Origin of the sequence: Pedobacter nyackensis, assembly GCF_900176505.1 — a bacterium.
Taxonomy (GTDB): Bacteria; Bacteroidota; Bacteroidia; order Sphingobacteriales; family Sphingobacteriaceae; genus Pedobacter; species Pedobacter nyackensis.
Genome location: NZ_FWYB01000005.1, coordinates 36695 through 61247, shown reverse-complemented (window position 1 = coordinate 61247; position 24553 = coordinate 36695). Strand labels below are relative to the sequence as shown.

At 38.0% G+C, this 24553-nt stretch carries 20 protein-coding genes; 12 read left to right on the top strand and 8 right to left on the bottom strand.

Annotated elements, in window-relative coordinates:
* Window positions 1–58: 58 nt before the first annotated feature.
* Both B9A18_RS11275 and B9A18_RS11270 read right to left on the bottom strand, forming a co-directional pair.
* Window positions 59–1315 (bottom strand): chloride channel protein, encoded by a 1257-nt coding sequence (locus B9A18_RS11275; protein ID WP_084289398.1) that lies wholly within the window; start codon window positions 1313–1315, stop codon window positions 59–61.
* Window positions 1316–1396: 81 nt separating this feature from the next.
* Window positions 1397–1804: a hypothetical protein gene (locus B9A18_RS11270; RefSeq protein WP_084289580.1), complete on the bottom strand. Its 408-nt coding sequence runs from the start codon at window positions 1802–1804 to the stop codon at window positions 1397–1399.
* A 395-nt stretch (window positions 1805–2199) separates the two neighbouring features.
* On the opposite strand from B9A18_RS11270, the gene B9A18_RS11265 reads away from it, so the two are divergent.
* From B9A18_RS11265 to B9A18_RS11230, 7 genes are all read left to right on the top strand, one after another.
* Window positions 2200–3078 (top strand): cell division protein FtsX, encoded by an 879-nt coding sequence (locus tag B9A18_RS11265; RefSeq protein ID WP_084289397.1) that lies wholly within the window; start codon window positions 2200–2202, stop codon window positions 3076–3078.
* Complete coding sequence (locus B9A18_RS11260) at window positions 3078–3302, top strand: DUF3098 domain-containing protein (RefSeq protein ID WP_084289396.1); 225 nt, start codon at window positions 3078–3080, stop codon at window positions 3300–3302. Before B9A18_RS11265 ends, B9A18_RS11260 begins: the two co-directional genes overlap by 1 nt.
* 9 nt (window positions 3303–3311) lie before the next feature.
* Window positions 3312–4106 (top strand): undecaprenyl-diphosphate phosphatase, encoded by a 795-nt coding sequence (locus B9A18_RS11255; protein ID WP_084289395.1) that lies wholly within the window; start codon window positions 3312–3314, stop codon window positions 4104–4106.
* Window positions 4106–4831, top strand: coding sequence for a tRNA pseudouridine(55) synthase TruB (gene truB, locus B9A18_RS11250; protein ID WP_084289394.1), 726 nt, complete (start codon window positions 4106–4108; stop codon window positions 4829–4831). The genes B9A18_RS11255 and truB overlap by 1 nt, the downstream gene beginning before the upstream one ends.
* A 2-nt stretch (window positions 4832–4833) precedes the next feature.
* Window positions 4834–5697: a YitT family protein gene (locus tag B9A18_RS11245; RefSeq protein ID WP_084289393.1), complete on the top strand. Its 864-nt coding sequence runs from the start codon at window positions 4834–4836 to the stop codon at window positions 5695–5697.
* Between the two features lie 4 nt (window positions 5698–5701).
* Window positions 5702–6637, top strand: a complete 936-nt coding sequence (locus B9A18_RS11240) for a bifunctional riboflavin kinase/FAD synthetase (RefSeq protein ID WP_084289392.1) — start codon at window positions 5702–5704, stop codon at window positions 6635–6637.
* A gap of 481 nt (window positions 6638–7118) precedes the next feature.
* Entirely contained in the window at window positions 7119–9350 is a 2232-nt protein-coding gene (locus tag B9A18_RS11230; protein ID WP_084289390.1) for a cation:proton antiporter domain-containing protein, read from the top strand.
* A 71-nt stretch (window positions 9351–9421) separates the two neighbouring features.
* Here B9A18_RS11230 and B9A18_RS11225 read toward each other — a convergent pair whose 3' ends face one another.
* Both B9A18_RS11225 and uvrA read right to left on the bottom strand, forming a co-directional pair.
* A complete protein-coding gene (locus B9A18_RS11225; RefSeq protein WP_235005299.1) occupies window positions 9422–10003 on the bottom strand; it encodes a lysine transporter LysE in 582 nt (193 codons plus the stop codon).
* 79 nt (window positions 10004–10082) lie between these two features.
* Entirely contained in the window at window positions 10083–12890 is a 2808-nt protein-coding gene (uvrA, locus tag B9A18_RS11220) for an excinuclease ABC subunit UvrA (protein WP_084289388.1), read from the bottom strand.
* A 265-nt stretch (window positions 12891–13155) separates the two neighbouring features.
* On the opposite strand from uvrA, the gene B9A18_RS11215 reads away from it, so the two are divergent.
* The 4 genes from B9A18_RS11215 to recA all read left to right on the top strand — a co-directional run bounded on the left by B9A18_RS11215 (window position 13156) and on the right by recA (window position 15918).
* Complete coding sequence (locus B9A18_RS11215; RefSeq protein ID WP_084289387.1) at window positions 13156–13731, top strand: RNA polymerase sigma factor; 576 nt, start codon at window positions 13156–13158, stop codon at window positions 13729–13731.
* Between the two features lie 133 nt (window positions 13732–13864).
* Entirely contained in the window at window positions 13865–14050 is a 186-nt protein-coding gene (locus tag B9A18_RS11210) for a hypothetical protein (protein ID WP_084289386.1), read from the top strand.
* Between the two features lie 59 nt (window positions 14051–14109).
* Complete coding sequence (gene nth, locus B9A18_RS11205; protein ID WP_084289385.1) at window positions 14110–14787, top strand: endonuclease III; 678 nt, start codon at window positions 14110–14112, stop codon at window positions 14785–14787.
* A gap of 108 nt (window positions 14788–14895) precedes the next feature.
* Complete coding sequence (recA, locus tag B9A18_RS11200) at window positions 14896–15918, top strand: recombinase RecA (RefSeq protein WP_084289384.1); 1023 nt, start codon at window positions 14896–14898, stop codon at window positions 15916–15918.
* Window positions 15919–15984: 66 nt separating this feature from the next.
* Here the strand turns inward: recA and B9A18_RS11195 are convergent, their stop codons facing one another.
* Together B9A18_RS11195 and tsaD are read right to left on the bottom strand one after the other, a co-directional pair.
* Window positions 15985–16206 carry a hypothetical protein gene (locus tag B9A18_RS11195; protein WP_084289383.1) on the bottom strand — a complete coding sequence of 74 codons (222 nt, stop codon included), beginning with the start codon at window positions 16204–16206 and terminating at the stop codon, window positions 15985–15987.
* A 19-nt stretch (window positions 16207–16225) separates the two neighbouring features.
* The gene (gene tsaD, locus B9A18_RS11190) at window positions 16226–17227 is read right to left on the bottom strand and encodes a tRNA (adenosine(37)-N6)-threonylcarbamoyltransferase complex transferase subunit TsaD (protein WP_084289382.1); all 1002 of its coding nucleotides are present in this window, start codon (window positions 17225–17227) and stop codon (window positions 16226–16228) included.
* Between the two features lie 129 nt (window positions 17228–17356).
* On the opposite strand from tsaD, the gene B9A18_RS11185 reads away from it, so the two are divergent.
* The gene (locus B9A18_RS11185; protein WP_235005298.1) at window positions 17357–21754 is read left to right on the top strand and encodes a translocation/assembly module TamB domain-containing protein; all 4398 of its coding nucleotides are present in this window, start codon (window positions 17357–17359) and stop codon (window positions 21752–21754) included.
* A 4-nt stretch (window positions 21755–21758) separates the two neighbouring features.
* Here B9A18_RS11185 and B9A18_RS11180 read toward each other — a convergent pair whose 3' ends face one another.
* Window positions 21759–22970, bottom strand: a complete 1212-nt coding sequence (locus tag B9A18_RS11180; protein ID WP_084289381.1) for a bifunctional 3,4-dihydroxy-2-butanone-4-phosphate synthase/GTP cyclohydrolase II — start codon at window positions 22968–22970, stop codon at window positions 21759–21761.
* A gap of 116 nt (window positions 22971–23086) precedes the next feature.
* On the bottom strand, window positions 23087–24526 hold the full coding sequence (locus tag B9A18_RS11175) for an LptF/LptG family permease (protein WP_084289380.1): 1440 nt from the start codon (window positions 24524–24526) through the stop codon (window positions 23087–23089).
* Between the last annotated feature and the right edge of the window lie 27 nt (window positions 24527–24553).

Below are 24553 nucleotides of genomic sequence, written 5' to 3'. Positions count from 1 at the left end.
TAAAGTAAAACCAGTATAAGACAAGCCAGGCATTTGTTAAATCTCAAATCATTCTGAATCAGGCTTTGCTAAAAAAGGAATATTTGATTTTACCGAATAAGAAATGACGTGGCATCTTGTTTTCAGGTGCATTGTAAATACTGTGCCGGCCTGAAATAAAATAGGAAACGATACAGGCGATCCCCACATATATCCCACATGAAATCCCAAACAGTTCTAAGGCCATAATACAACAGGCCAGTGGTGTTTTGGCTGCCCCAGCAAAAACCGCTACAAAGCCCATTCCGGCAAGTAAACCAACGGGAAGCGGGAGAAACAAGGATAATGCGCTACCTAAAGTGGCTCCTATAAAAAACAAGGGTGTTACTTCACCGCCTTTAAAACCTGCACCAAGTGTTACGGCTGTAAAGATAATTTTAAGTGCGAAATCCTGACTTTGAGCAGCTGTATTAAAAGCTTCCAATATGGTTGGAATGCCTAGTCCGGCATATTTATAAGTACCCGGCAAAAGAAATAACAAAACAACAATAATTCCTCCGATAAAAGGGCGTAGCGGGGCATAAGTAATCTTTTTAAACAAATGTGATAGGGCATCAGTTAACCTTACAAAGAAAATTGCAGCTACTCCAAATGCGACACCAGCCATTACGCTATACATCACTGCCCTAAAGGATAGCGGCTGAATATAACTGATCTGATAATGTGTATGTCCTACGCCCCATAATTCGGTAACATATGCTCCAATGAAGGCGGTTGCCGCAGCTGCAAATACAGCTTTAACAGGTATCCGTGCTAACATCAATACTTCTAACCCAAAAACAATTCCAGCCCATGGGGTACCAAAAACAGAGGCAAATCCTGCACTTAAGCCGGCAATGAGCAATATCCCCCGATCTTCCCTATTCAGGTTAAATGGTTTATGCAGCTGATCGGCAGTAGCACCTGCCATCTGCAATGCAGTTCCTTCCCTCCCCGCAGATCCACCAAACAGATGGGTTACAATAGTTCCTATCAGCACTAAGGGCACCATTTTGAATGGAATAATATCCTTTGGGTTATGCACCGTGTCAAATACCAGGTTGTTACCCCGCTCTACTTCCCTCCCCTTATGGTGGTACAACAGTCCAATGATCAATCCTGCTACAGGTAACAGGTACAACATCCAGGTGTGCTGATCTCTGAAAGCAGTAGCCATATTTAAAGCGGTTAAAAAAACGGCAGACAATGTTCCGGCAGCAATGCCAACAATCAGCACTAAGACTATCCACTTAAGGAGATTGCGAAAAGGAGGTGCTTGATCTTCTTGTTGAACCATGGATATGCCTGCGAATATACGACAAAAAAGGCTGCCGGATAAATTCTCCAGGCAGCCTCTTGGGTTTCATTTACTATTCGATTATTTAATGAGGTAGTATTTCTCTGTAGTTTGAGGAGTGGCACCTTGAACGGTTGCTGTAAATTCCAATTTACTTCCCGAGGAAGAAGTAACCTGAGCATCACGCGTCTTACCATTATAAGTTAGATTAAGACGTTCGCCAACAACCACAACATAGGTCCCAATATAACTATTGGAATTAAGGCTGATTACGACCTCGTTTTCTTCATTGTTACGAAACTCAAAGAAATCAGATGCGACTCCCGTGTAGGTCACAGTTGCTGATCCCGCAATAGTAGTTTCAATTTTTGCCACCTTCCAGCGGCCTACGATATTCTTTTTAATGCTATCAGCCTCTTCTTTCTTACAGCTGGAGACACTCGCAATAATCAATAAAAAAGCGACAACCAAAGTAATTTGTTTTTTCATGGGAGTAATGTTTAAGGTTTTCAATAGGAATTTTTTCTCTCTATAACGCAAGAAATATCCTTTTGGTACAAAAATGTTACACAACAAGCCGATCCAGATCATCATGTAATTAACAAGAACAGCAGTAACGCAATAGTGTTTTTCTTTTGCTATTGTTTTATCCTCCTTTTACTCAGGCAAGTAAAAAACAAGCCTAAGGCAATTTAAAAGCAAGGTTCCTACAAAAGAAAAAGACAAACTAATTTTAATCGCGCTCTTAAACCTTTTCAGATTTTTCCTGATGACAATTTTACAACACAGTTTAACTGTTTAAACTAATTAAAAGGAAAATACGTTCTACCTTTGTACTTTAGTTGCTTATATTTTTTATTTTCGCAGAACATAAAAACAATTACATGGAAGAATTTGAAGTTAGCGATGCTTCTAAGAAGACAAAAACCATTTACATATCTACAATATTTAGTATTGCACTGGTTTTATTGATGCTGGGCATGTTGGGATTGATATTAGTGCATGCAAAAAACCTTTCCAACTACGTAAAAGAAAATATTGTACTGAACATTATTGTAGATGAAGGTGCTAAAGAAACCGAAATTTTGCAGTTTCAGAAAGAGCTTAATGCCAATCAGGCCATTAAAAGCTCGGTTTATGTAAATAAAGAAATGGCTGCAAGAAACTTAACCAATGATTTAGGTGAAGATTTCGTAAATTTCCTGGGTTATAACCCATTGCTTTCTACCATCGATGTCTATTTAAAAGCTGATTATGCCAACAATAAAAGTATTGATGCACTAAAAGCCAATATTGCTAAAAATCCAATTGTAAAGGAAGTGATCTACCAAAGTTCACTGATCGACATGGTAAACAAGAACATCAATACCATTGGTCTGATTATTTTAGGCTTTGCCGCTATATTGTTGATCATATCTATCGCGCTGATTAACAACACGATCAGATTAGCAATTTACTCACAACGCTTTCTGATTAAGAGTATGCAGTTGGTTGGGGCAACCCGCAATTTCATCCGTAAGCCATTTATTTTAGTGGCAGCTTTACATGGTTTAATCGCAGCTTTTATCGCCATCTTAATTTTACTGGGCATCTTGTTTTATGCACAAAAAGAAATCCCTGAAATGATTATTCTAAGAAACTATACTGAGTTTGGAATCATTTTAGCCAGTCTTGTTGGCGTGGGCGTCTTTATCACTGCCATTAGTACCTCATTTGCAGTGAGCAAATATTTAAACTTAAAAATTTACGATCTTTACAGATAATGACAGAGAAAAAAACATCACCTGAAAATCAGGGCAGCAAAGTTGAACTTGTGTTCACCAAAAAGAATTATCAACTGTTATTGATCAGCATTGCAATTGTTGTGCTTGGCTTTATCCTGATGATCGGCACAACAGACATCTATGATTTTAGAAAAACTTTACTGGCCCCTTTGGTGGTATTGTTTGGCTTTGGCTTTGGTGTATATGCCATCTTAAAAAAATAGAAGTACTGAATGAATTATTTGCAAGCCTTTATTCTGGCCGTAATAGAGGGATTAACTGAATTTTTACCTGTTTCATCAACAGGACATATGGTTATCGCCAGCTCCTTCATGGGAATTGGTAAAGATGATTTCGTAAAACTATTTGAAGTAGCCATCCAACTGGGTGCTATTTTAGCGGTTGTTGCCCTTTACTGGAAAAAATTCTTTGATTTTAGTAAGTGGCAGTTTTATGTGAAGCTGATCATTGCGGTGATTCCTGCTTTATTCTTTGGATTTCTATTGAACGATTTTATCGACAACACACTAGGCAATCCACTTTTTATTGCGGTAGTTTTGCTACTGGGTGGAATTGTACTGTTATTTATTGATAAGTTCTTTAAAAATCCGACAGTTAAACACGAGCATGAGATCACTAATGCTACTGCATTCAAGATTGGATGTTTCCAGGTTTTAGCAGTCGTTTTCCCAGGTCTGAGCAGAAGTGCTGCAACCATTATTGGGGGAATGCAACAAAAGCTAACCAGACATGCTGCAGCTGAGTTCTCTTTTTTCCTTGCCGTACCTACTATGTGCGCTGCAACGGGATATAAATTATTAAAAGGCTACCATCTGCTTAATGCAGAAAACGTTAAGCTGTTACTTTTTGGTAACCTTATCGCTTTTATAGTAGCCATCATAGCCATTAAATCGTTTATTGGCTTTTTATCTAAACACGGATTTCGAATTTTTGGCTGGTACAGAATAATTATTGGCGCACTATTAATTGTGCTGTATTATTCGGGGGTTGAAATGAATGTATTGTAATGACAGACCAACAAGAAGAAACTTCAAAAAACAAAGTATTTCCTGAATTCAATTTTGCTGAGGGAGAACTGCTACTGATCAACAAGCCCTATAAATGGACCAGCTTTGATGTGGTAGGAAAAATCAGAAACTCGCTAAAGCCATTGAAGCTTAAGGTAGGCCATGCCGGAACCTTAGATCCACTTGCTACAGGCTTGTTGATTCTCTGCACAGGAAAACTAACCAAACAAATAGACACCTTCCAGGCAGAAGAAAAGGAATATACCGGAACGATGGTGTTAGGGGCCACTACCCCTTCTTTCGATCTGGAAACAGTAGTTGATCAGGAATTCCCTATAGATGGGATTACTGAAGAGGCTATTTATGCTGCTACAGCACCTTTTATCGGAGATATTCAACAATACCCTCCGGCACACTCTGCTGTAAAGGTAAACGGCGAACGCTTGTATGTAAAAGCACGACGTGGTGAAGAAACTGAACTTCGCATCCGCAACGTATCAGTACCTACATTTGAAATTACCAGAATTGCTTTACCTGAGGTTGATTTTAGAATCGTTTGCAGTAAAGGAACGTATATCAGGTCACTGGTTTCTGATTTTGGCAAGCAATTGAACAACGGTGCTTACTTATCTAAACTGGTTCGTACCAGAAGCGGCAACTTTTTATTGGAAAATGCGTTTGAAGTAAAAGATCTGGTTGACTATCTTAGGGAGCAAAAAGCATAGCTATGCGACACCATTCAAAACCACGGAAATTAAACTTAACTAAGAACTTATTTTTAATAACGGCGGGTATTATTTCTGCTTGTTTTGGATTAAAAAGCTTTTTACTTCCCAGTGGTTTTATTGATGGTGGAGTAACCGGTATATCACTATTGATTAGCAACATAACCGGATTTAACCTGTCTTACCTCATCGTAATAATTAACGTTCCTTTTGTGCTTTTGGGATACCGGCAAATGGGTAAGGTATTTGCCATTAAAACCTCTATTGCCATTTCCGTTTTGGCTATTTTATTAGTCATTGCCCCCTTCAAACCTATTACGCACGATCCATTATTGATCGCCTTTTTTGGGGGGTTATTTTTGGGTGGAGGGATTGGCCTAGCCATGAGAGGTGGTTGTGTGATTGATGGAACTGAGGTACTGGCGCTGTTTATCAGTAAAAAAAGTACCCTTACTGTGGGTAATATTATTCTGATTCTGAACATAGTAATCTTCAGTTTTGCTGCATTACTTTTGAGCATTGACACAGCTCTTTATGCAATCCTAACTTACCTATCAGCTTCGAATACCGTGGATTATATTGTAAACGGTATTGAACAATACACTGGTGTTACTGTGATTTCGGAGAAGAACGTGCAGATTAAAAAATTCATCATTAACCAAATGAAACGAGGTGTAACCATTTATAAAGGTGAAGGTGGTTATGGTGAAAAGAAAGACATTGACATTTTATATACTGTTGTAACGAAACTGGAAATGGGCAAGTTACAAACCGCCATCCGGCAAATTGATCCCGACGCGTTTGTTATACAGCAGCAAATTGCTGACATAAAAGGTGGCGTGGTTAAACGCCAGCCATTACATTAATTTTATGAAATTATACCATCATTTCTCAGAGTTTAAGAGATTAAATAACGCTGTAGTCACTATTGGCACTTTTGATGGCGTCCATTACGGACATCAAAAAATTATCAACCGGCTTTGTGAACTGGCCAAAGCAACCGGTGGTGAAAGTGTAATCCTTACCTTTTTCCCACATCCAAGATTAATTATTGATCCTGAAAACCAGGATTTAAAAATGATCAATACCATTGCTGAGAAGGCCAAAATATTGGCTGGCCTCGGTGTAGATCATTTAATCATCACTCCTTTTACCCGAGATTTTTCCAATCTAAGCCCCTCTGAGTACATTAAAAACATTTTAGTGGACACTATAGGGGTTAAGCACTTAATTGTAGGCTATGATCATCGTTTTGGTAAAGACAGAGCTGGTGGCATGCCAGAGCTGGAAGCAGCAGCTCAAATCCACGACTATAAAATTGAAGTTATACCTGAGCAAGACATTAATGATGTTGCAGTAAGCTCGACTAAAATACGTAAGGCCCTTTTAAATGGAGAGGTGGCTCTTGCAGCCAAATATTTAGGCTATAATTTTTCTTTACACGGAAGAGTAATAAAAGGCGATAAAATTGGCAGAACCATAGGCTTCCCTACCGCCAATCTCTTTATTGAAGAAACGTATAAGCTGATTCCAGCCGATGGAATTTATGCCGTAACCGTTGATATGTCAGGCCAGTCTTTTAAAGGAATGGCTTATATCGGTCAAAGGCCTACCATTAATGGAATGACACGAAATATTGAGGTAAATATATTCGATTTCAATCAGGAAATCTATGGTCAGAATATTACCATGACCTTCCTTCAGTTTTTAAGACATGATGTTAAATTTACTGGTCTGGAAACATTAAAGCTACAACTGCAGAAAGATAAAGAAGATACTTTAGCCTATTTCGACACATTGGCTTAATCTGATTTAATGCCATTTTTAGTAGCAAAAATCCTCATTTTTTGCTACATTTACGGCAATGAGGCTTCTTTTTAGCGTATTAACTCTTGTTTTTATACAGCTGATTTCCCTGCAATTTGCTTCGGGACAAGAGCCCAGCGCAAAGAATAGAACGCAGGTAAAAGAAAAATCTGCAACAAAGGCTTACCGCTATAAGTTTAGTAAAAAATCGGGTTCTTCATTCAAAAAAATCCTTTTTGAAGATATCCCCTTTATTCATTCTACTTTTAAAAAATCAGGATTCGATTATCCTTTGTCTTTCGACATACCCGAATATTTCAAACAATCTCAACTTTTAAAAGTTAAGATTTATAACGCCTTTTTAAGTTGCTGCTACTCGTTCATTTTCGACTATCTGTACCCCAAACATGTTTTTTGGTAATTACATCTTATACTAACCATTTTAAGATAATACTTACACCATAACAATACACACGTTTATATGATACATTTACCAGTATTAATTACTGATTTAGGCTTAATACTTGCTGCTGCCGGAATAACAACATTACTCTTTAAAAGAATTAAACAACCACTTGTTTTAGGCTATATTTTGGCCGGATTGCTGGTTGGCCCCCATGTAGAATTTATACCCACCGTTACTGACAAAGAAAGCATCCACATATGGGCAGAAATTGGCGTAATCTTTTTACTGTTTAGCCTGGGGCTTGAATTCAGTTTTAAGAAACTGGTAAAAGTCGGGGGCTCCGCCTCTATTACAGCTATTGTCGAAGTCGTGTTTATGCTGATCATTGGTTTTGTGGCCGGTAAGGCCATGGGCTGGGCTACCATGGACAGTATCTTTTTAGGGGGTATCCTCTCCGTTTCATCCACTACCATCATCATCAGGGCCTTTGAAGAACTCGGCGTAAAACATAAGAAATTTGCCGGATTGGTATTTGGTGTACTCATTGTCGAAGATTTGGTGGCCATTTTATTGTTGGTATTACTTTCTACCCTTGCGGTGAGTCAGCAGTTTGCTGGTGCAGAAATGCTGATTTCGATTTTGAAACTCTGCTTCTTCCTTGTTTTATGGTTTATTGGGGGGATATTCTTAGTGCCTACTTTCTTAAAGGCAACTAAAAAGCTGATGAATGATGAAACCATGTTGATTGTTTCTATAGCATTGTGTTTAATTATGGTATTGTTGGCGGTTAAAGTTGGCTTCTCTCCTGCACTTGGTGCATTTATCATGGGATCCATCCTTGCAGAAACAACCCAGGCAGAACGTATAGAACATTTAACAAAATCCGTTAAAGACCTCTTTGCAGCCATCTTCTTTGTATCGGTGGGCATGTTGATAGACCCAAGCATTTTGGTGGACTATGCGGTTCCTATCGTGGTGATTACCATTGCTACCATCCTTGGTAAATTTTTAAGCTCAGGAATGGGCGCACTGGTTTCCGGACAACCACTTAAAACTGCGGTACAAACTGGTTTAAGTTTAGCTCAGATTGGTGAGTTTTCATTTATCATTGCCACCCTGGGTTTAACCCTAAAGGTAACCAGCGATTTCCTTTATCCTATTGCTGTAGCAGTATCGGCCATTACAACATTTACCACACCATACTTAATAAAAGCCTCAGAACCCTTCTACTTCTTTCTGGAGCGAAACTTACCTAAGCGATGGGTTGAGGCTTTGAACAGGTACAGTTCAAGCACAGCGGGCATTACTACCCTGAGCGATTGGAAGGTATTGCTTAAATCTTATACTTTCAATACCATCATTCACTCGGTAATCCTCATTTCAATTGCTATTTTAGGTTCAAGATACCTTCAGCCATTCATTACCGGTATTTTCCCGGGTGACAACGGAATTGTGATCAGTCTGGTGCTGACCTTAATCATCATGACCCCATTTTTATGGGCACTCGCCATCAGAAGGATTGAGAAAAAAGCTTACGCTCACCTATGGCTAAATAAAAAATATACCAGGGGGCCACTTGTTGCCCTGGAAGGTTTACGTATTGCCCTGGCCATTTTCTTTGTCGGCTTCCTGATTTTCCAGTTTTATAATACCTGGTTGGCCATCGCCATTGCCCTGGTATTGATTGTATCGGGCATGTTTATTTTTTCAAGGAAGCTTCAGGGCTTCTACAATCGCCTGGAGAGTCGCTTTTTATTAAACTTAAATGCAAGGGAAGCTCAAAATGCACAACCGGAAATTTTACCCTGGGATACCCACCTTGCTGAATTAGTTGTTGCCCCTGAATCAAAACTGGTTGGACATACCTTGATCGAATTGTCGATAAGGGAAAAGTATGGTGTAAACATTGCCCTGATTGAACGTGGAAAAATTATGATCCCTACCCCGGGCAGAGATGAGAGACTTTACCCGAACGACAAGGTGATGGTTATTGGAACAGACAACCAACTGGCTATGATTACCGAATTATTTGCAGGTAGTGTTGATGAAAGCATGGAAGAAACCAACTTCCCTAAAAAAGATATGACCTTGCAAAAAATTGTAGTGAATACAAATTCCCCGATCTATGGACAAAGCATTCGCAGTTCAGGGATCAGAGAAACAACGCAAGGCCTGGTAGTAGGGATAGAGCGCAATGGTGAGCGCATTCTAAATCCTGACTCGAATATGGTATTTGAGAATGAAGATATCGTTTGGATTGTAGGGAACAACAAAAAGGTTCCTGAATTGCTGAAACAATCCGTGTGATCCTCATTCAATAAGAACTAAGCGTTTCGTGCAAAAAAATGGCCTGTGTTACATTTAACACAGGCCATTTTTTATTTAATACAATGGATATAAGTGACTTTACAGATATGATAAGCCGATAAGGCAAAAAACAATAAGGCAATGCTCTTACTGACGATGTAGCTACTTAAAGTAAATTTCTCTTGTATGTATTTTGCAAAACGAGCAAACCCGTATAAAGCCAGGCCTGCTCCTATACCTGAGCCAATGCTGAAAATTGAAAGAGAAAGGTATCCGATATCAATCCATTCGTGTTCTATAAGATAAGTCCCCACAAATAACCAATATGGGATTTGCATAGGGTTAACAACCCCCAATAGCAAACCATACTTGATACTATCCTTTTTGGAATAATCTTCTTTGGGCATTTCTTTTCTGGATTTCCAGGTTATTAAACCTAAAACTCCAAACATGACAATCATAACGATATCTATGGAATTCTCGAGGTTGATTTCACTGGAAAGCCATCGCACAAAGCGCATAACCCCAAAGGTGAAAAGGACTTCTACAAAAGAAAATGCACCTATAAAATATAAAGCCTGACGAATCCCTCTTGTAATTGTAATCTGAACAACGCTGAGATTAATATTGCCTGGGGGAATATATCCAAGCATATTTATAACAATTCCCAGGAAAAGTGTTAAAAAAAGCATGGGCGAAGATACAATGATTTCACTGATTTTAGGATCGTACTCATGCAGGTTTCATATGGTCTTTCAAGTACTTCGCAGTATATGAAGCTTTTACATTTAAAAGATCTTCAGGCGTTCCTTCAAAAACAACATTTCCTCCCTTATCGCCTCCTTCCGGACCGATATCAATCACCCAGTCTGCAGATTTGATCATGTCCATATTGTGCTCAATTACCAATATCGAATTGCCCTGTTCTATTAAAGTATTCAAGGCAATCAATAGCTTTTTAATATCATGGAAATGCAGTCCGGTTGTTGGCTCATCAAAGATAAACATCGTTTTATTGGCATTATTTCCCTTAATCAGGAAAGATGCCAGCTTAATACGTTGCGCCTCTCCTCCTGATAAAGTATTGGAAGACTGCCCTAAATGAACGTATCCGAGCCCCACATCAACCAATGGTTGCAACTTCTGTAATATTTTAGGCTCATTACTAAAGAATGCTACCGCCTCCTCAATAGTAAGATCTAAAATATCCGCTACATTCTTATCCTGGTAAGTGATATCTAAAACCTGCTGTTTAAATCTGCGACCTCCGCAAGTTTCACATGGCAAATAAATATCAGCCATAAACTGCATCTCGATCTTCACCTCTCCTTCTCCCTGGCAAACATCACAACGTCCACCTTCCACATTAAAAGAGAAAGCAGCTGGCTTTAAACCTGCAGCTTTTGAAGCCGGCAAAGCCGAGAACAAGGCACGTACATCGTCCCATGCCTTTACATAGGTAACAGGGTTTGACCTGGACGACCGCCCGATGGGGTTCTGATCTACCATTTCAACCTGACTTACCAACTCGTAATTACCATAAATGCCATCATATGCCCCGGTCTGTTCGCCAGAATAATTACCGATTGCCTTTTGTAAAGCCGGGTAAAATATCTTTTTGATTAAGCTGGTTTTTCCGGATCCGGAAACGCCACTCACCACAGTAAACACACCAAGTGGGATTTTTACGTCTATATTTTTAAGGTTGTTTTCTCTTGCTCCTTTAATCAGCACATGATCTTTCCAGGTTCTTCTTATCGCAGGTACAACAATCTTTTCTTCTCCTGAAAGGTAGCGACCAGTTAAACTCTTCTTATCTTTAATGATCTCCTCGTAGGTGCCGCTAAAAACAAGATTACCACCATGTGTACCTGCCTCCGGACCAATATCAATGATATGATCGGCCGCTTTCATCATCTCCTCTTCGTGTTCTACAACCAGAACGGTATTACCTACATTTCTGAGTGATTGCAATACTTCGATCAGCTTATTGGTATCTCTGGGATGCAAACCAATACTTGGCTCATCCAGAACGTAAATAGAGCCGACAAGGCTACTGCCTAATGAGGTAGCCAGATTGATCCTTTGCGACTCACCGCCTGAGAGCGTATTTGACAGCCTGTTTAAGGTTAGGTATCCTAAACCTACATTATTCAAATAAAGCACCCTGCTTACGATCTCAGCAAGCAGACGTTTAGAGATTTTCTGCTCATTTTCAGACAACTTCAGGTTACTAAAGAAATCCATAATGGTTGCCAGTGGCATCAATACTACATCGATAATAGATTTATCCCCTATTTTAACATAGGAGGCATCTTTACGTAATCTGGAACCCTTACAATCAGGACAATTGGTTTTACCTCTGTATCTGGATAACATTACACGATATTGAATCTTAAACGTTTGTTCTTCCAGCTCTTTGAAGAAATCATCCAGACCTCCAAAATACTTGTTACCCGTCCAGACTAGTTTTTGCTCTTTCTCGCTGAGATCGCTATAAGGTCTGTGAATAGGGAAATTGAATTTATCTGCATTTTGAATCAGCTTGGTAAGCCATTCACGCATCTTTTCACCTCTCCATGGAGCGATGGCATTGTCGTAAACGCTTTTACTTTTATCAGGAATAACCAGATCTTCATCTATACCAACCACATTTCCATAACCCTCGCATTTTTTACACGCACCGTAAGGATTATTAAAACTAAAAAAGTTTGGCGTTGGCTCTTCGAAACGAATTCCATCCAGCTCAAATCGATCACAGAAATGAGTTAATTTACCTTCATAATCGACATAGCAATCGCCCTTTCCTTCAAAAAAAGCAGTTTGTACAGAATCAGCGATACGGCTTAAAGTCTCTTCTTCATTGTTAACAACGATCCTATCGATCAGGATCTGAACAGTATGTTCATCTGCAAGTTCAAAATCTTTGAAATCTTTATCCTCCAGGATCTCCTCTATCTTATGTATTTTCTTTTTATACAAAACTCTGAGGAATCCCTTTTGCAATAGCACTGCGAGTTCTTCTTTTAAGGATCTGTTATTGTGTGGAAATAACGGGCAAAAAACGGTAACTACACTTTCATCTTCCAGCGTTGAAATAAAATCAACCACCGTTGTTACCGAATCTCTTTTTACAATTTTACCCGACTCCGGTGAATAGGTTCTACCAATTCTGGAGAAAAGTAATTTTAAATAATCGTATATCTCCGTTGATGTACCTACGGTAGACCTCGGGTTTGAAGTAATTACTTTTTGCTCGATGGCAATAGCCGGAGCTATCCCTTTAATATAATCAACATCAGGCTTATTCATACGTCCCATAAACTGGCGGGCGTAAGAAGATAAGCTTTCAACATAACGTCGTTGTCCCTCAGCATACAAGGTATCAAAAGCCAAAGAAGACTTGCCCGAACCCGACATTCCGGTGATGACCACCAGTTTATTTTTCGGTATTGCGACGTCTATATTCTTCAGATTATGAACTCTGGCACCTTTTATGATAATGTTTTTATGTGGATCTTTATTGATTTCGCTACTCATTGATTTATTGATAGAATACTGCTAATATAACCCAAATAACAGAAATTAGGTTTTTTCAGTAAATGCAAAAATAAGGCTCTGAGCGCACTTTTAATTTTTTTTAACACTTTTTATATGGTTTTCTAATAAAAAAATGCTTCTTTTGAAATATTAACGGGAAATCAAACCACTAACAAACAAACTAATAGGAGAACTCATATAGAAGAAAACATCTACTAAAGTATTTTTTTAGCAAGCAGCAAGGGATTTTAGTAAGGATACTCCTATGAAACTACAGCAATTTAGTGATCAAGATTTGATTAAGCTATATCTGAATGGTGATGAAACCGTTTTGGAAGAGCTTTTAAAAAGACATAAGTCGAAAATTTATACATCTATATACCTTTTGGTTAAGGATCAATACCTGGCCGAGGATATATTTCAGGATGCATTTATTAAAGTAATCAATACACTCAGATCCGGTCGGTACAACGAAGAAGGTAAATTTTTACCATGGGTAATGCGTATTGCGCATAACCTGGTCATCGATTATTTCAGACGAGAAAAAAGAGCACCGGTAATCACCAGTGCAGATGGAACAGATGTGTTTAACTTACTTCAGTTTCATGAAGAAAGTGCAGAAGATAAAATGTTAAGGGACCAAACTCATACTGATTTAAGGGCAATGATTCATTTATTGCCTGATGATCAAAAAGAAGTTTTAATTATGCGTCATTACGCAGATCTTAGCTTTAAGGAAATTGCAGACCTCACTGATGTGAGCATAAATACCGCTTTAGGCCGTATGAGATATGCTTTGAACAATCTTCGTAAGATGATGAAAGTGAAAGAAGTGTCCTAATTTCAGCTCCTTTTCAGCAGATTTATTGAGTGAATTCCTTTTGTAAAGAATATATTACAAAGTAACCACACTAATGTGAAAATAAATTAATGAGAAAAACGTTTTTCATTAAAACTAAAACACGCTAGTGCTTATGATGGAAACCTTTACTTCAATTAACAACTTAAATTACCCACAACACGACAAGGAAAATGTCGATTTTAGTGAGGGTTCAGACTTATTGTTCTATGATAACATTAAGTTTCAGTTGAATATGCTTAAAAAAGATCCTTCGGATGAATCTATCGCCAAGATCTTAGCCTATTCCAAAACCAGGTAATTTCAAAACGAATTTAAGCTGCCGCCAAAACCGGCAGCTTTTTTTTTCTAAATTTGCCTATGCTCAAAAAAGAAAGGTATCAACAATTTGTATCCCATTTTTCTGACAGGCAACCAAATGCCGAGACAGAACTGCATTATAACAACCCTTTTCAATTGCTGGTGGCAGTTATTCTATCTGCGCAATGCACCGATAAGCGCATTAATCAGGTTACCCCAGCACTATTTCAGCGCTTTCCGAATGCCAAAGCACTTGCTGAAACGACTCCGGACATTGTATTTGATTACATCAGGAGTGTGAGTTATCCGAACAATAAGGCCAAGCATCTGGTGGGGATGGCAAATATATTGTTAAACGAATTTAACAATGAGGTGCCTTCCGACGTGACTCAGCTGCAGAAAATGCCGGGTGTTGGAAGAAAGACAGCAAACGTAATTGCCTCGGTAATTTATAATGCTCCGGCAATGGCTGTAGATACCCATGTTTTCAGAGTAGCCAATAGAATTGGCTTAACCACCGGAAAGACACCACTTGCTGTGGAGAAAGACCTGGTTAAAAACCTACCGGAACATACCATTCATGTAGCCCACCACTGGTTGATCTTACATGGAAGATATATTTGTGTAGCCAGATCACCAAAATGCAGTATTTGTGAGATCACACATTTCTGTAAATATTTCCAAAAAAACAGTAAAATAACTAAAATATTTAGCGAATCAGATGAGCCAATAAAATAAATTAAACTTTATTTGGGTATTTAAAATTAAATTACATTACATTTGCTAACATAATTAGCACACAAGCAGGATATTTTATAGCTATCTTGCTCAAAGAATTATAACAATATGAGCGCAAACGCAGACAAATTAAAAGCACTACAACTTACATTAGATAAGTTAGAAAAGTCATATGGTAAAGGTACTGTTATGAAACTGGGAGACAATGCTGTAGAAGCTATTGAATCTATTTCCACAGGATCTATCAGTTTAGATATTGCATTAGGTATTGGTGGTGTTCCAAAAGGTAGGGTTATTGAAATTTATGGCCCTGAGTCATCTGGTAAAACAACTTTAGCTACTCACATTATTGCCGAAGCGCAGAAAAAAGGTGGCATTGCAGCTATCATCGATGCGGAACATGCTTTTGATAAAGGTTATGCAAAAAAATTAGGCGTTGATGTTGATAACTTGTTGATATCTCAACCAGACAATGGTGAGCAGGCTTTAGAAATTGCTGATAACCTGATCCGTTCTGGTGCTATCGACGTGATTGTAATTGACTCTGTTGCTGCTTTGGTGCCTAAAGCGGAGATTGAAGGCGAAATGGGTGATTCTAAAATGGGATTACAAGCTCGTTTAATGTCTCAGGCTTTGCGTAAACTAACCGGAACAATCGCTAAAACAGGATGTTGCTGTATCTTCATTAACCAGTTGCGTGAAAAAATTGGTGTAATGTTTGGTAACCCGGAGACTACTACCGGTGGTAATGCACTTAAGTTCTATGCATCTGTACGTTTGGATATTCGCAGAACATCACAAATTAAAGATTCAGACGAGGTAGCTGGAAATAGAGTAAAAGTAAAAATTGTAAAAAATAAAGTTGCTCCACCTTTCCGTATTGCCGAATTCGACATTATGTTTGGTGAAGGTATCTCAAAAACCGGTGAAATAATTGACCTTGGTGTTGACTTCAACATCATCAAAAAAGCTGGTTCATGGTTCTCTTACGGAGATACTAAATTAGGACAAGGTAGAGATGCAGTTAAGCAACTGTTACTTGATAACCCGGAATTATCTGAAGAGATTGAAGCAAAGATTCGTGCTGAAGTTACCGGAGAGAAACTGGAAGAAACAGTTAATACTAAATAAAGCATATAAGCAAAAAGGGGCTGATAGTTGTACTATCAGCCCCTTTTTGCTTATCTATAATTCTGCTTATCTATAACTTGGTGTATGTGATTTTAGTCTTGACCCCGGCCCTTTTTCCATAAATATGCTATCAAATTTGATAATAGCAATCAAGGCAATTATAGCCATCGCAATCAATACAAACAAACCAATGTAATTCCGATTCTTATCCTTTTTAATAAGCCAGCCCAGAAAAACGATCAATGGGATTAACAATAATCCGAAAAATATATAGCTCGCTGCGTTCATAATCTTTTAGTTTTAATTTTTAAAATTCCATTCTTGAGAGCGGAGCTACATCTTGCCCAACAAAATCGCCTTTCAGGTATTTATGGTATCCTGCTATAGCAATCATCCCTGCGTTATCTGTGCAATACTGAAATGCAGGAATATAAACATTCCAATTCAATTGACCGGCCATATCTTGCAAAGCTGATCTTAAGCCACTATTAGCAGAAACCCCACCGGCAATTGCAATTTCCTTTATTCCATATTGAGCTGCAGCTCTCTTTAATTTATTCAATAAAATATGCACTATACTGTGTTGAACTGAAGCACAAATATCGTTCAAATTCTCGGCAATAAACTCAGGATTCAGCTTTTCCTGTGCACGAATAAAATATAGTATAGACGTTTTTAAGCCACTAAAGCTATAATTCAAGTCCTTTATTTGCGGCTCAGCAAATTTAAAAGCTTTCGGATTTCCCTCCTTAGCATGCTTATCAATCAGCGGACCACCCGGATAAGGCAAATTCAATATTTTTGCAGTCTTATCGAAAGCCTCACCAGCTGCATCATCCAAAGTCTCCCCCACAATTTCCATATCAAAATAATCTTTCACCAAAACAATTTGTGTATGTCCCCCTGATACAGTAAGACAAAGAAAAGGAAATTTAGGTTTTGGATCATCAATAAAATGAGCCAGAATATGCGCGTGCATATGATTTACAGAAACCAAAGGTAAATCCAGCGCTAAAGCAAATGATTTAGCAAATGAAACGCCCACCAATAGCGAACCTAATAGTCCAGGCCCCCTAGTAAAGGCAATAGCATTTAGCTCCTTTTTAGTAACTTTAGCATCTGTTAATGCCTGTTGAATAACCGGAACAATATTTTGTTGATGTACCCTTGAGGCAAGCTCAGGTATTACACCTCCATAATTTTCATGAATTGTTTGGTTTGCAATAACATTGGCAGTAATTTTGCCGTTATTACATATGGCAACGGACGTTTCATCGCAAGAAGATTCTATAGCAAGTATTACAGACACGGTTATTTATAATTAAGCTACAAAACTATTAAAAAACTATTACAAATACTTCTTTGGATCGTTGCATCAGTAATAATACTGGCTGTATTCCTTGTGTTTGCGCTTCAGCTCAGGCCTGTGCAAACCTTTGTGGCAAAAAAAGCGGCCTCCTACCTTTCCAAAGAATTAAACACAACAATATCTTTAAGCGGCATTTATGTAATACCTTTTAAATCTATTGTAATTGAAGACCTACTGGTGCTTGACCAGCAGAAGGATACGATTTTAAATACGCCAAAATTCCTGGTGGATATTAATCAGTTCTCTATAAAGGAACGAATAATAGCTATTAACACGGTACAAATCAACAACGGATCTTTTTTCTTAAAGTCTTATAAAGACAGATCCACAAATCTTGACTTTATCATAGATTATTTTGATTCCGGACCGCCAAAAGTTAAAAAGAAGAAAAAACCCTATCAGATATCGTTCGACCGCATTATCCTGAACAATACTAGTTTTAAATACAAGAACTATAGAAGGGATACCCTTATGAAGGGGATCAACTTTGATGACGTTGCATTAACACATTTAAACGGCATTTTCGAGAAATTCAACACAAAAGACCATATTCTTCAGACGAATATAAAAGACCTGACGTTTAAAGAAAAAAGTGGTTTCTACTTAAAAAACCTTACTGCCTTCACTACAATCGACACCAATAGTATCGAATTAAAGGATCTGATGCTGGTAACCAACAGAACCCGCTTAACGGATTATTTTCAAATGCGCTTTAAAAGCTATGAGGATTTTAACGACTACATCACCAAGGTAAAGATGAAGGCTAATTTTGTGGATAGTCACATTTCATCTCATGATGTGTCATTCTTTACATCCGAGTTAGATCAAATGAACCTCGACATTGATATTGATGGTCAGATTACCGGGCTTGTGAATAACCTGAAAGCTAAAAAACTATCGGTTAAGGCTGGACAAGCTACCTATATTAAAGGCGATTTTATACTAAAAGGCCTGCCATATCTTAATGAAACATTTATGGATCTGAAAATTGATATGGCCGGCACCAATAAAGCTGATCTGGATGAAATTGTAACAGATGTTACAGGTAAAAAAATAAAAGTAATTCCTAAAATCCTGGACAAATTCGGCAACATTAATTTCAATGGATCATTTACTGGCTTTAAAAATGACTTTATTGCCTTCGGAGAATTTAAAACGAAACTAGGAAGAGTCGTATCGGATGTAAACATGAAGATCGATAAAAAAGGTATTCCTTCGTATACGGGAAATGTTAAAACCTACGATTTCAACTTAGGAAATCTGATCAATGAAAACATGTTGGGGCGATTATCAGCGTCACTATATGTTAAGGGAAGAGGTACAGAGATAAACAGCCTGTCAGAAAAACTAATTGGCGGTATCGATTATATTGATTTCAACAACTACAGGTACAGAAATGTTAAAATTGATGGAACATTTGATAAAAAGTTTTTTGATGGCAGTTTAAAAATTAATGATAAGAATGTTCAGCTTGCATTTGATGGTGGAGTTAATCTGAACCCAAAACTTCCGGTATTTAATTTTAAAGCGACCATAAAGAATGCCAAGCTAAGGGCGCTTAAATTATATAAAGACTCTTTGAAAATTGACGCCATATTTAGTACCAACTTTTCGGGAAGCAACTTAAACAATTTACAAGGAAACCTTCGACTTCAGGAAATCAAACTAGACAATGTAAAAGGAATCTATCATGTCGACTCTGTTGAACTCCGGGCTAGCGGTGTAGGAAAAGCCAGGAGCTTAACTGTAAAATCGGATATACTTGATGCCAGTATCAAGGGGCAGTATGACTTAAATACCATCCCCTCCTATTACAAAACTTTAGCTAAGAAATATATTCCATCCCTAAAGTTAACGATCGTAAAACCTAGCGATCAGATTTTCCAGTTTGATCTAAACATAAAACGCTTTGCCCCTATTGCCGAACTCCTTGTCCCCGGATTGGAAATTGAAGATCAGGCCATTTTTGCTGGTAATTTTGATTCGCCAAACAATACGGCAACACTTAATGGCTTTATAAAAAAGCTAAAATACAAAGGCATTGTTGTCAACAATATTATTATCGACGAAAATACCAGTGCCAATCAACTCCAGGCTATCATTACCTCGGACAGGGTCGACCTGAATGACAGTTTACACATCAAAAATGTCAACATTTCCAACATTTTAAGGAATGACAGTCTTTCATTAAACGTTAAGCTCTCTAACGAAGATGATCAAAACCAACTCGATTTGAATGGTTTGATAGAGTTTGCCAACGATACAACTGCCCGTGTAAGCATCCTTCCGTCTATTTTAATAGTAAACAGTGAAGAATGGAAAATCCCGGAAGCAGTTCGGATAAATCTTCATGATGGAAAAACAGAGATCAGCAACTTTGACCTTAACAATGGAAAACAGTTTCTGACATTAGATGGGGTACTATCCAGCGATCCAAAGGATATGCTGCTGATAGGATTTAAAGATTTCAGCTTAACAACTTTAAATCCATTTGTAAAAGCACAAGGCCTTAAAATCAGTGGAAATGTAAATGGTCAAACCACATTAGCCAATATCCTTAAATCCCCGGAAATCCATGACAATATCAAAATCGACTCCCTGGTTTTTAACGATACCTATATTGGCAGTTTAACGGATACCTCATCCTATGATCAATCAAAAAATAAAGCCAATATTTTCACCAATATTATATCGTCGGGTAAAGAAACCCTAAGGGCTACGGGTAATCTCGACCTGGAGAAGAAAGAAATAGATCTGGAGATAAAGCTGGATAAAACTGAACTTGCGGTTTTAGGGCCTTTTGTTAATCAGTTGGTTTCAGATTTAAAAGGTCATGTCTCAGCTGATCTTACTGTGACGGGTCCTTTAAAAAAGCCAGCAATTAAGGGTGATATTTCATTGGATAATGCATCGATGATTATTAATTACCTCAAAACAAGGTACACCATATCTCATGATGTTACAGTAGATAATAGCGTAATTACAGTCGAAGACCTTAAATTACTTGATGTAGATGGAAATGAAGCCATAGCTAACGGTACTGTAGATTTAAATGATCTCAACAATCCAACGCTTGATGTGGATATCTATGCTAATAAATTTATGGCCTTAAATACAACGGAGAAAGACAATCCACTGTATTTTGGCCAGGCCTACGCAACGGGAAAATTTCAATTTAAAGGCCCAAGCAATAAGCTATATATTGGGATTGATGCTAAAACAGAAAAAGGAACAGTTTTCAACCTACCCCTGAATAGCTCTGAAACGGTTTCGAGTAAAGATTTCATCACTTTTGTGAGCAAAGACACCACAGCTTTTGTAAAGAAACAAACCAGCTTTGATGGCTTAACCATGAGCTTAAAAATAGATGTGGATGCAAATAGTACTGCTAATATTTTTACTTCATTAGGAAACCTTAGTGGCAGAGGATATTCAAAGAACCTTGCACTTAACATTAACAGTCTGGGCGATTTTGAAATGTCGGGCGACTATATCATTGAATCTGGTATTTTCGATTTTACTGCCCAGGAAGTAATTAATAAAAAATTCAATATCAGGCAAGGTGGAACGATCAGGTGGACTGGCAACCCTACTACTGCTCAGATCAACTTAAAGGCCATATACTCATTAAGAGCAGGTCTGGCGGATCTATATGCTGCGGCGAACAGAGCAGTAAGCGGTGAAAACGAAAATGAAAGGGTACTAACGGAAGTTGAGATGGGATTATCAGGCTTACTAATGAAACCTGACATTAAGTTAGATATATTTTTCCCTTCAAACCCTGCGATTAAGGAAGAAATGCAAACCTATTTTAATGATGACAACAATAGGAACTTACAAGCTTTAAGCTTAATCATCAGACGTAGCTTTACTCCCGGCTCAGGAAAAGAAGGATTGGGCAAGCAGCTAGGTTCTGGTGTAGCTAGTACTGCCACGGAACTACTATTCAATCAATTTAACAATGTACTGTCTTCATTAAACCTTGATTTTGTTGACATCAATATTCGCTCGCTAAGTGAAGCTAATGCCTCATTCCGTTTCTTTCAGGATAGGATAGTTTTAAATGCAGGTATTGTAGATAAAAGAAGTACAAACGATCTTTCACCTATTGGCTTTTCAAGAGATAATGTAGGTGGTGAAGTAGAGGTACTAGCGCTGATCAAGAAAGATGGAACATTAGTGGGTAAACTAGCCAATAAGCCTCCTACCCAACAAAGTATTTTTAATTCGAATACAGCAAATCAATATACAAATGTTACCTCAGTAGGTCTGATCTATACCCAACAATTTGATAGCTTCAGGGAGTTTCTTCAAAAGATTTCAGGGAAAATACGCCGGGAGGAGAAAAAGAAGAAAGAAGAGTTAAAAAAGAAGACCTCGGAAGAAGAGAAAAAATCTACCGAGGTCCAGACGCCCGCTAATAAAGAGGCTATAATAAATAATCAGAAAAAGCCAAAAAGGAAATAAGTCCTTAGCCCTTCATGATTTGATGTCCCATTTTATCACGCTTAGTTTTTAAGTACAACTCATTGTGGACGTTGCTTTCAATTTCAATAGCAATGTTTTCAATGATTTCTAAGCCATATCCAATTAGTCCAGCTCTTTTAGTCGGGTTATTAGACATTAACTTCATCTTTGTCACCCCTTGAGCTCTCAGGATCTGTGCACCCACACCATAATCACGCTCATCACCCTTAAAGCCCAATTTAATATTAGCTTCAACGGTATCAAGACCGGCATCCTGTAAATTATAAGAGCGTAGTTTATTGATCAGACCAATTCCACGTCCTTCCTGGTTCATATAAACAACAACGCCTTTACCTTCTTTATCGATCATCTCTAAAGCCTTATGGAGCTGTGGTCCGCAATCGCAGCGGCATGACCCAAATATATCACCGGTTACACATGAACTATGAACCCTTGCCAACACTGGCTCATCTTCAGACCATTTTCCTTTACTAATAGCCAAATGCGTAGCATTGTTGTCTAATTGTGTATAGGCCGTCATACTAAAATCTCCCCACTGTGTAGGCAAGTTGATGGTTACTTCCTCTTTAATTAAGGTTTCTTTACTTAACCTATAAGCAATAAGATCCTTTATTGAAACAATTCTAAGTTGGTGTCTTTCCGCAATTTTAATCAAATCCGGAAGTCTTGCCATTTCACCATCATCCTTCAAAATTTCTACCAAAACACCTGCAGGTTCCATTCCGGCTAAACGGGCCAGATCTACTGCTGCTTCAGTGTGTCCTGAACGACGAAGAACACCTCCATCTTTAGATCTTAAGGGAAATATATGTCCTGGTTTACCTAATTCAGCAGGATCAATATTAGGATCAATTAATGCAAGAATAGTTTTTGATCTATCTGAAGCGGAAATTCCGGTTGTACAACCATGGCCAAGTAAATCTACTGAAACAGTAAAATTAGTTTCATAAATGGCTGTATTCTTGCCAACCATAGGTTCTAACCCAAGCTCATCACATCTCTGTTCAGTTAAAGGAGCACAAATTAAGCCCCTACCGTAGGTGGCCATAAAATTAATCACTTCAGGAGTAGCATTAGCAGCAGCGGTTAAGAAGTCACCTTCGTTCTCTCTATCCTCGTCATCTACTACGATAATAACTTTACCAGCTTTTATATCCGCAATAGCATCTTCTATTGCATCGAGTTTAATTTCCATTTTATAAGTATATCAATTCTCAAACCTACATTTAACAATTTGAAAATCCATTAAATTTGCATTGCAAAGTTACAACCTTCAAAAACAATTTCATTCCTCACAATATCATACGCTTATCAAATTTTTACCGGCGAATTCTTTTTCTTAAATCTTTTAAAAAAGTTAACGACTACCTGTTTAAAGTAATTCACGTCAAATAATGCTGAATCAACCGTCGCCTTGTAAGTAAGGAATGCTCCTAATGGCGACAAAATAATGATCGCTAACCACATCCCGAAAAAAGGAGTTAGTGAACCCTGAGTCGCTGATTTTTCAGCAACGGTAGCAATTATATGATAGATCAGGAAAAACACAATAGCCACAACAACAGGCAAACCTAGTCCGCCCTTTCTTATAATAGCCCCCAAAGGCGCACCAATAAAAAACAATAGAAGACAAGAAGCTGCGAGTGTAAACTTCTTTTGATATTCGATTTCAACCTTTATAATATTTTTAACCCTATCTGCATGATCCGTCATTCTACCCGCGGTTGTTTGCATTACGCTGTTAGCCTGATCTAAGGCACTCTGCAGGACCATTAATTTCTGGTTACCTGGAATAGTATTAACTATCTCACCCTTAATATCTTTTGGCTTAGCAACTACCTTTGTATAGCCTTTAGTATAATTATTCTGCTTATAGTAGCTGCTTACATTAAGCGCAGCAAATTTGTTAATGCTGTCCAACTCGCGCGATAAGGAATCCTTCTTCTTTGTCAGCCCTTTAAGGTTAAGCATTTGAGTATTCCCTCTAAAACCTTCCTCATCAGTTCTGCTCATTTTGAAACTGGAAATATCAAATTTTTGATCTGTTTCCTTAAAACGCATCCTGGTGAGTTCCTGTCGTGGATTATAAGAAGAACTCTTTCCACTCGATTCCTCATACCTTACACCATCACGTAGCTTTAAAACCAAATGATTATCATCCTTAGACATCATTCCTTCTTTTGCAACAATGATTTTAGCTATTCCACTATTGCCCGTATGGTCGTAAATCATGACATTGTGCAAAGCACCGTCATCATTCTTTTTATCTACTCTGATAGAATAGCCGGGAATGCTATTGTTAAAAACTCCCTCTTTAATTAAAAAGGACAATTTCTTATTCCTGATATCCCAAAGCAAGGAACCAAACTTCAGATTTGCCTTTGGTAACATGTAGTCGGAAAAAATAAAGGAACTGATGGCTAGAAAAATAATCACAATCAGCAATGGCATCATCGCTTTTTGCAAAGAAATCCCAGCTGATTTAATGGCTACCAATTCATAATTCTCTCCTAAGGTACCAAAGGTCATTATCGATGACAGTAAAATGGAAAGCGGTAGCGCCATAGAAACGTTAGCCGCAGACGCATAATACATCAGTTCAAGTATGACATACCATTCGAATCCTTTTCCGATCAAATCGTCAACATACTTAAACAAAAAAAGCATCAACAGAATAAACATCACTATAAAAAAAGTGACGAAAAAGGGCTTTATAAATGCTTTGACCAGTAGTAAATGAATCTTTTTCAATATACAAATGTAGGCAAAGCCAATGAA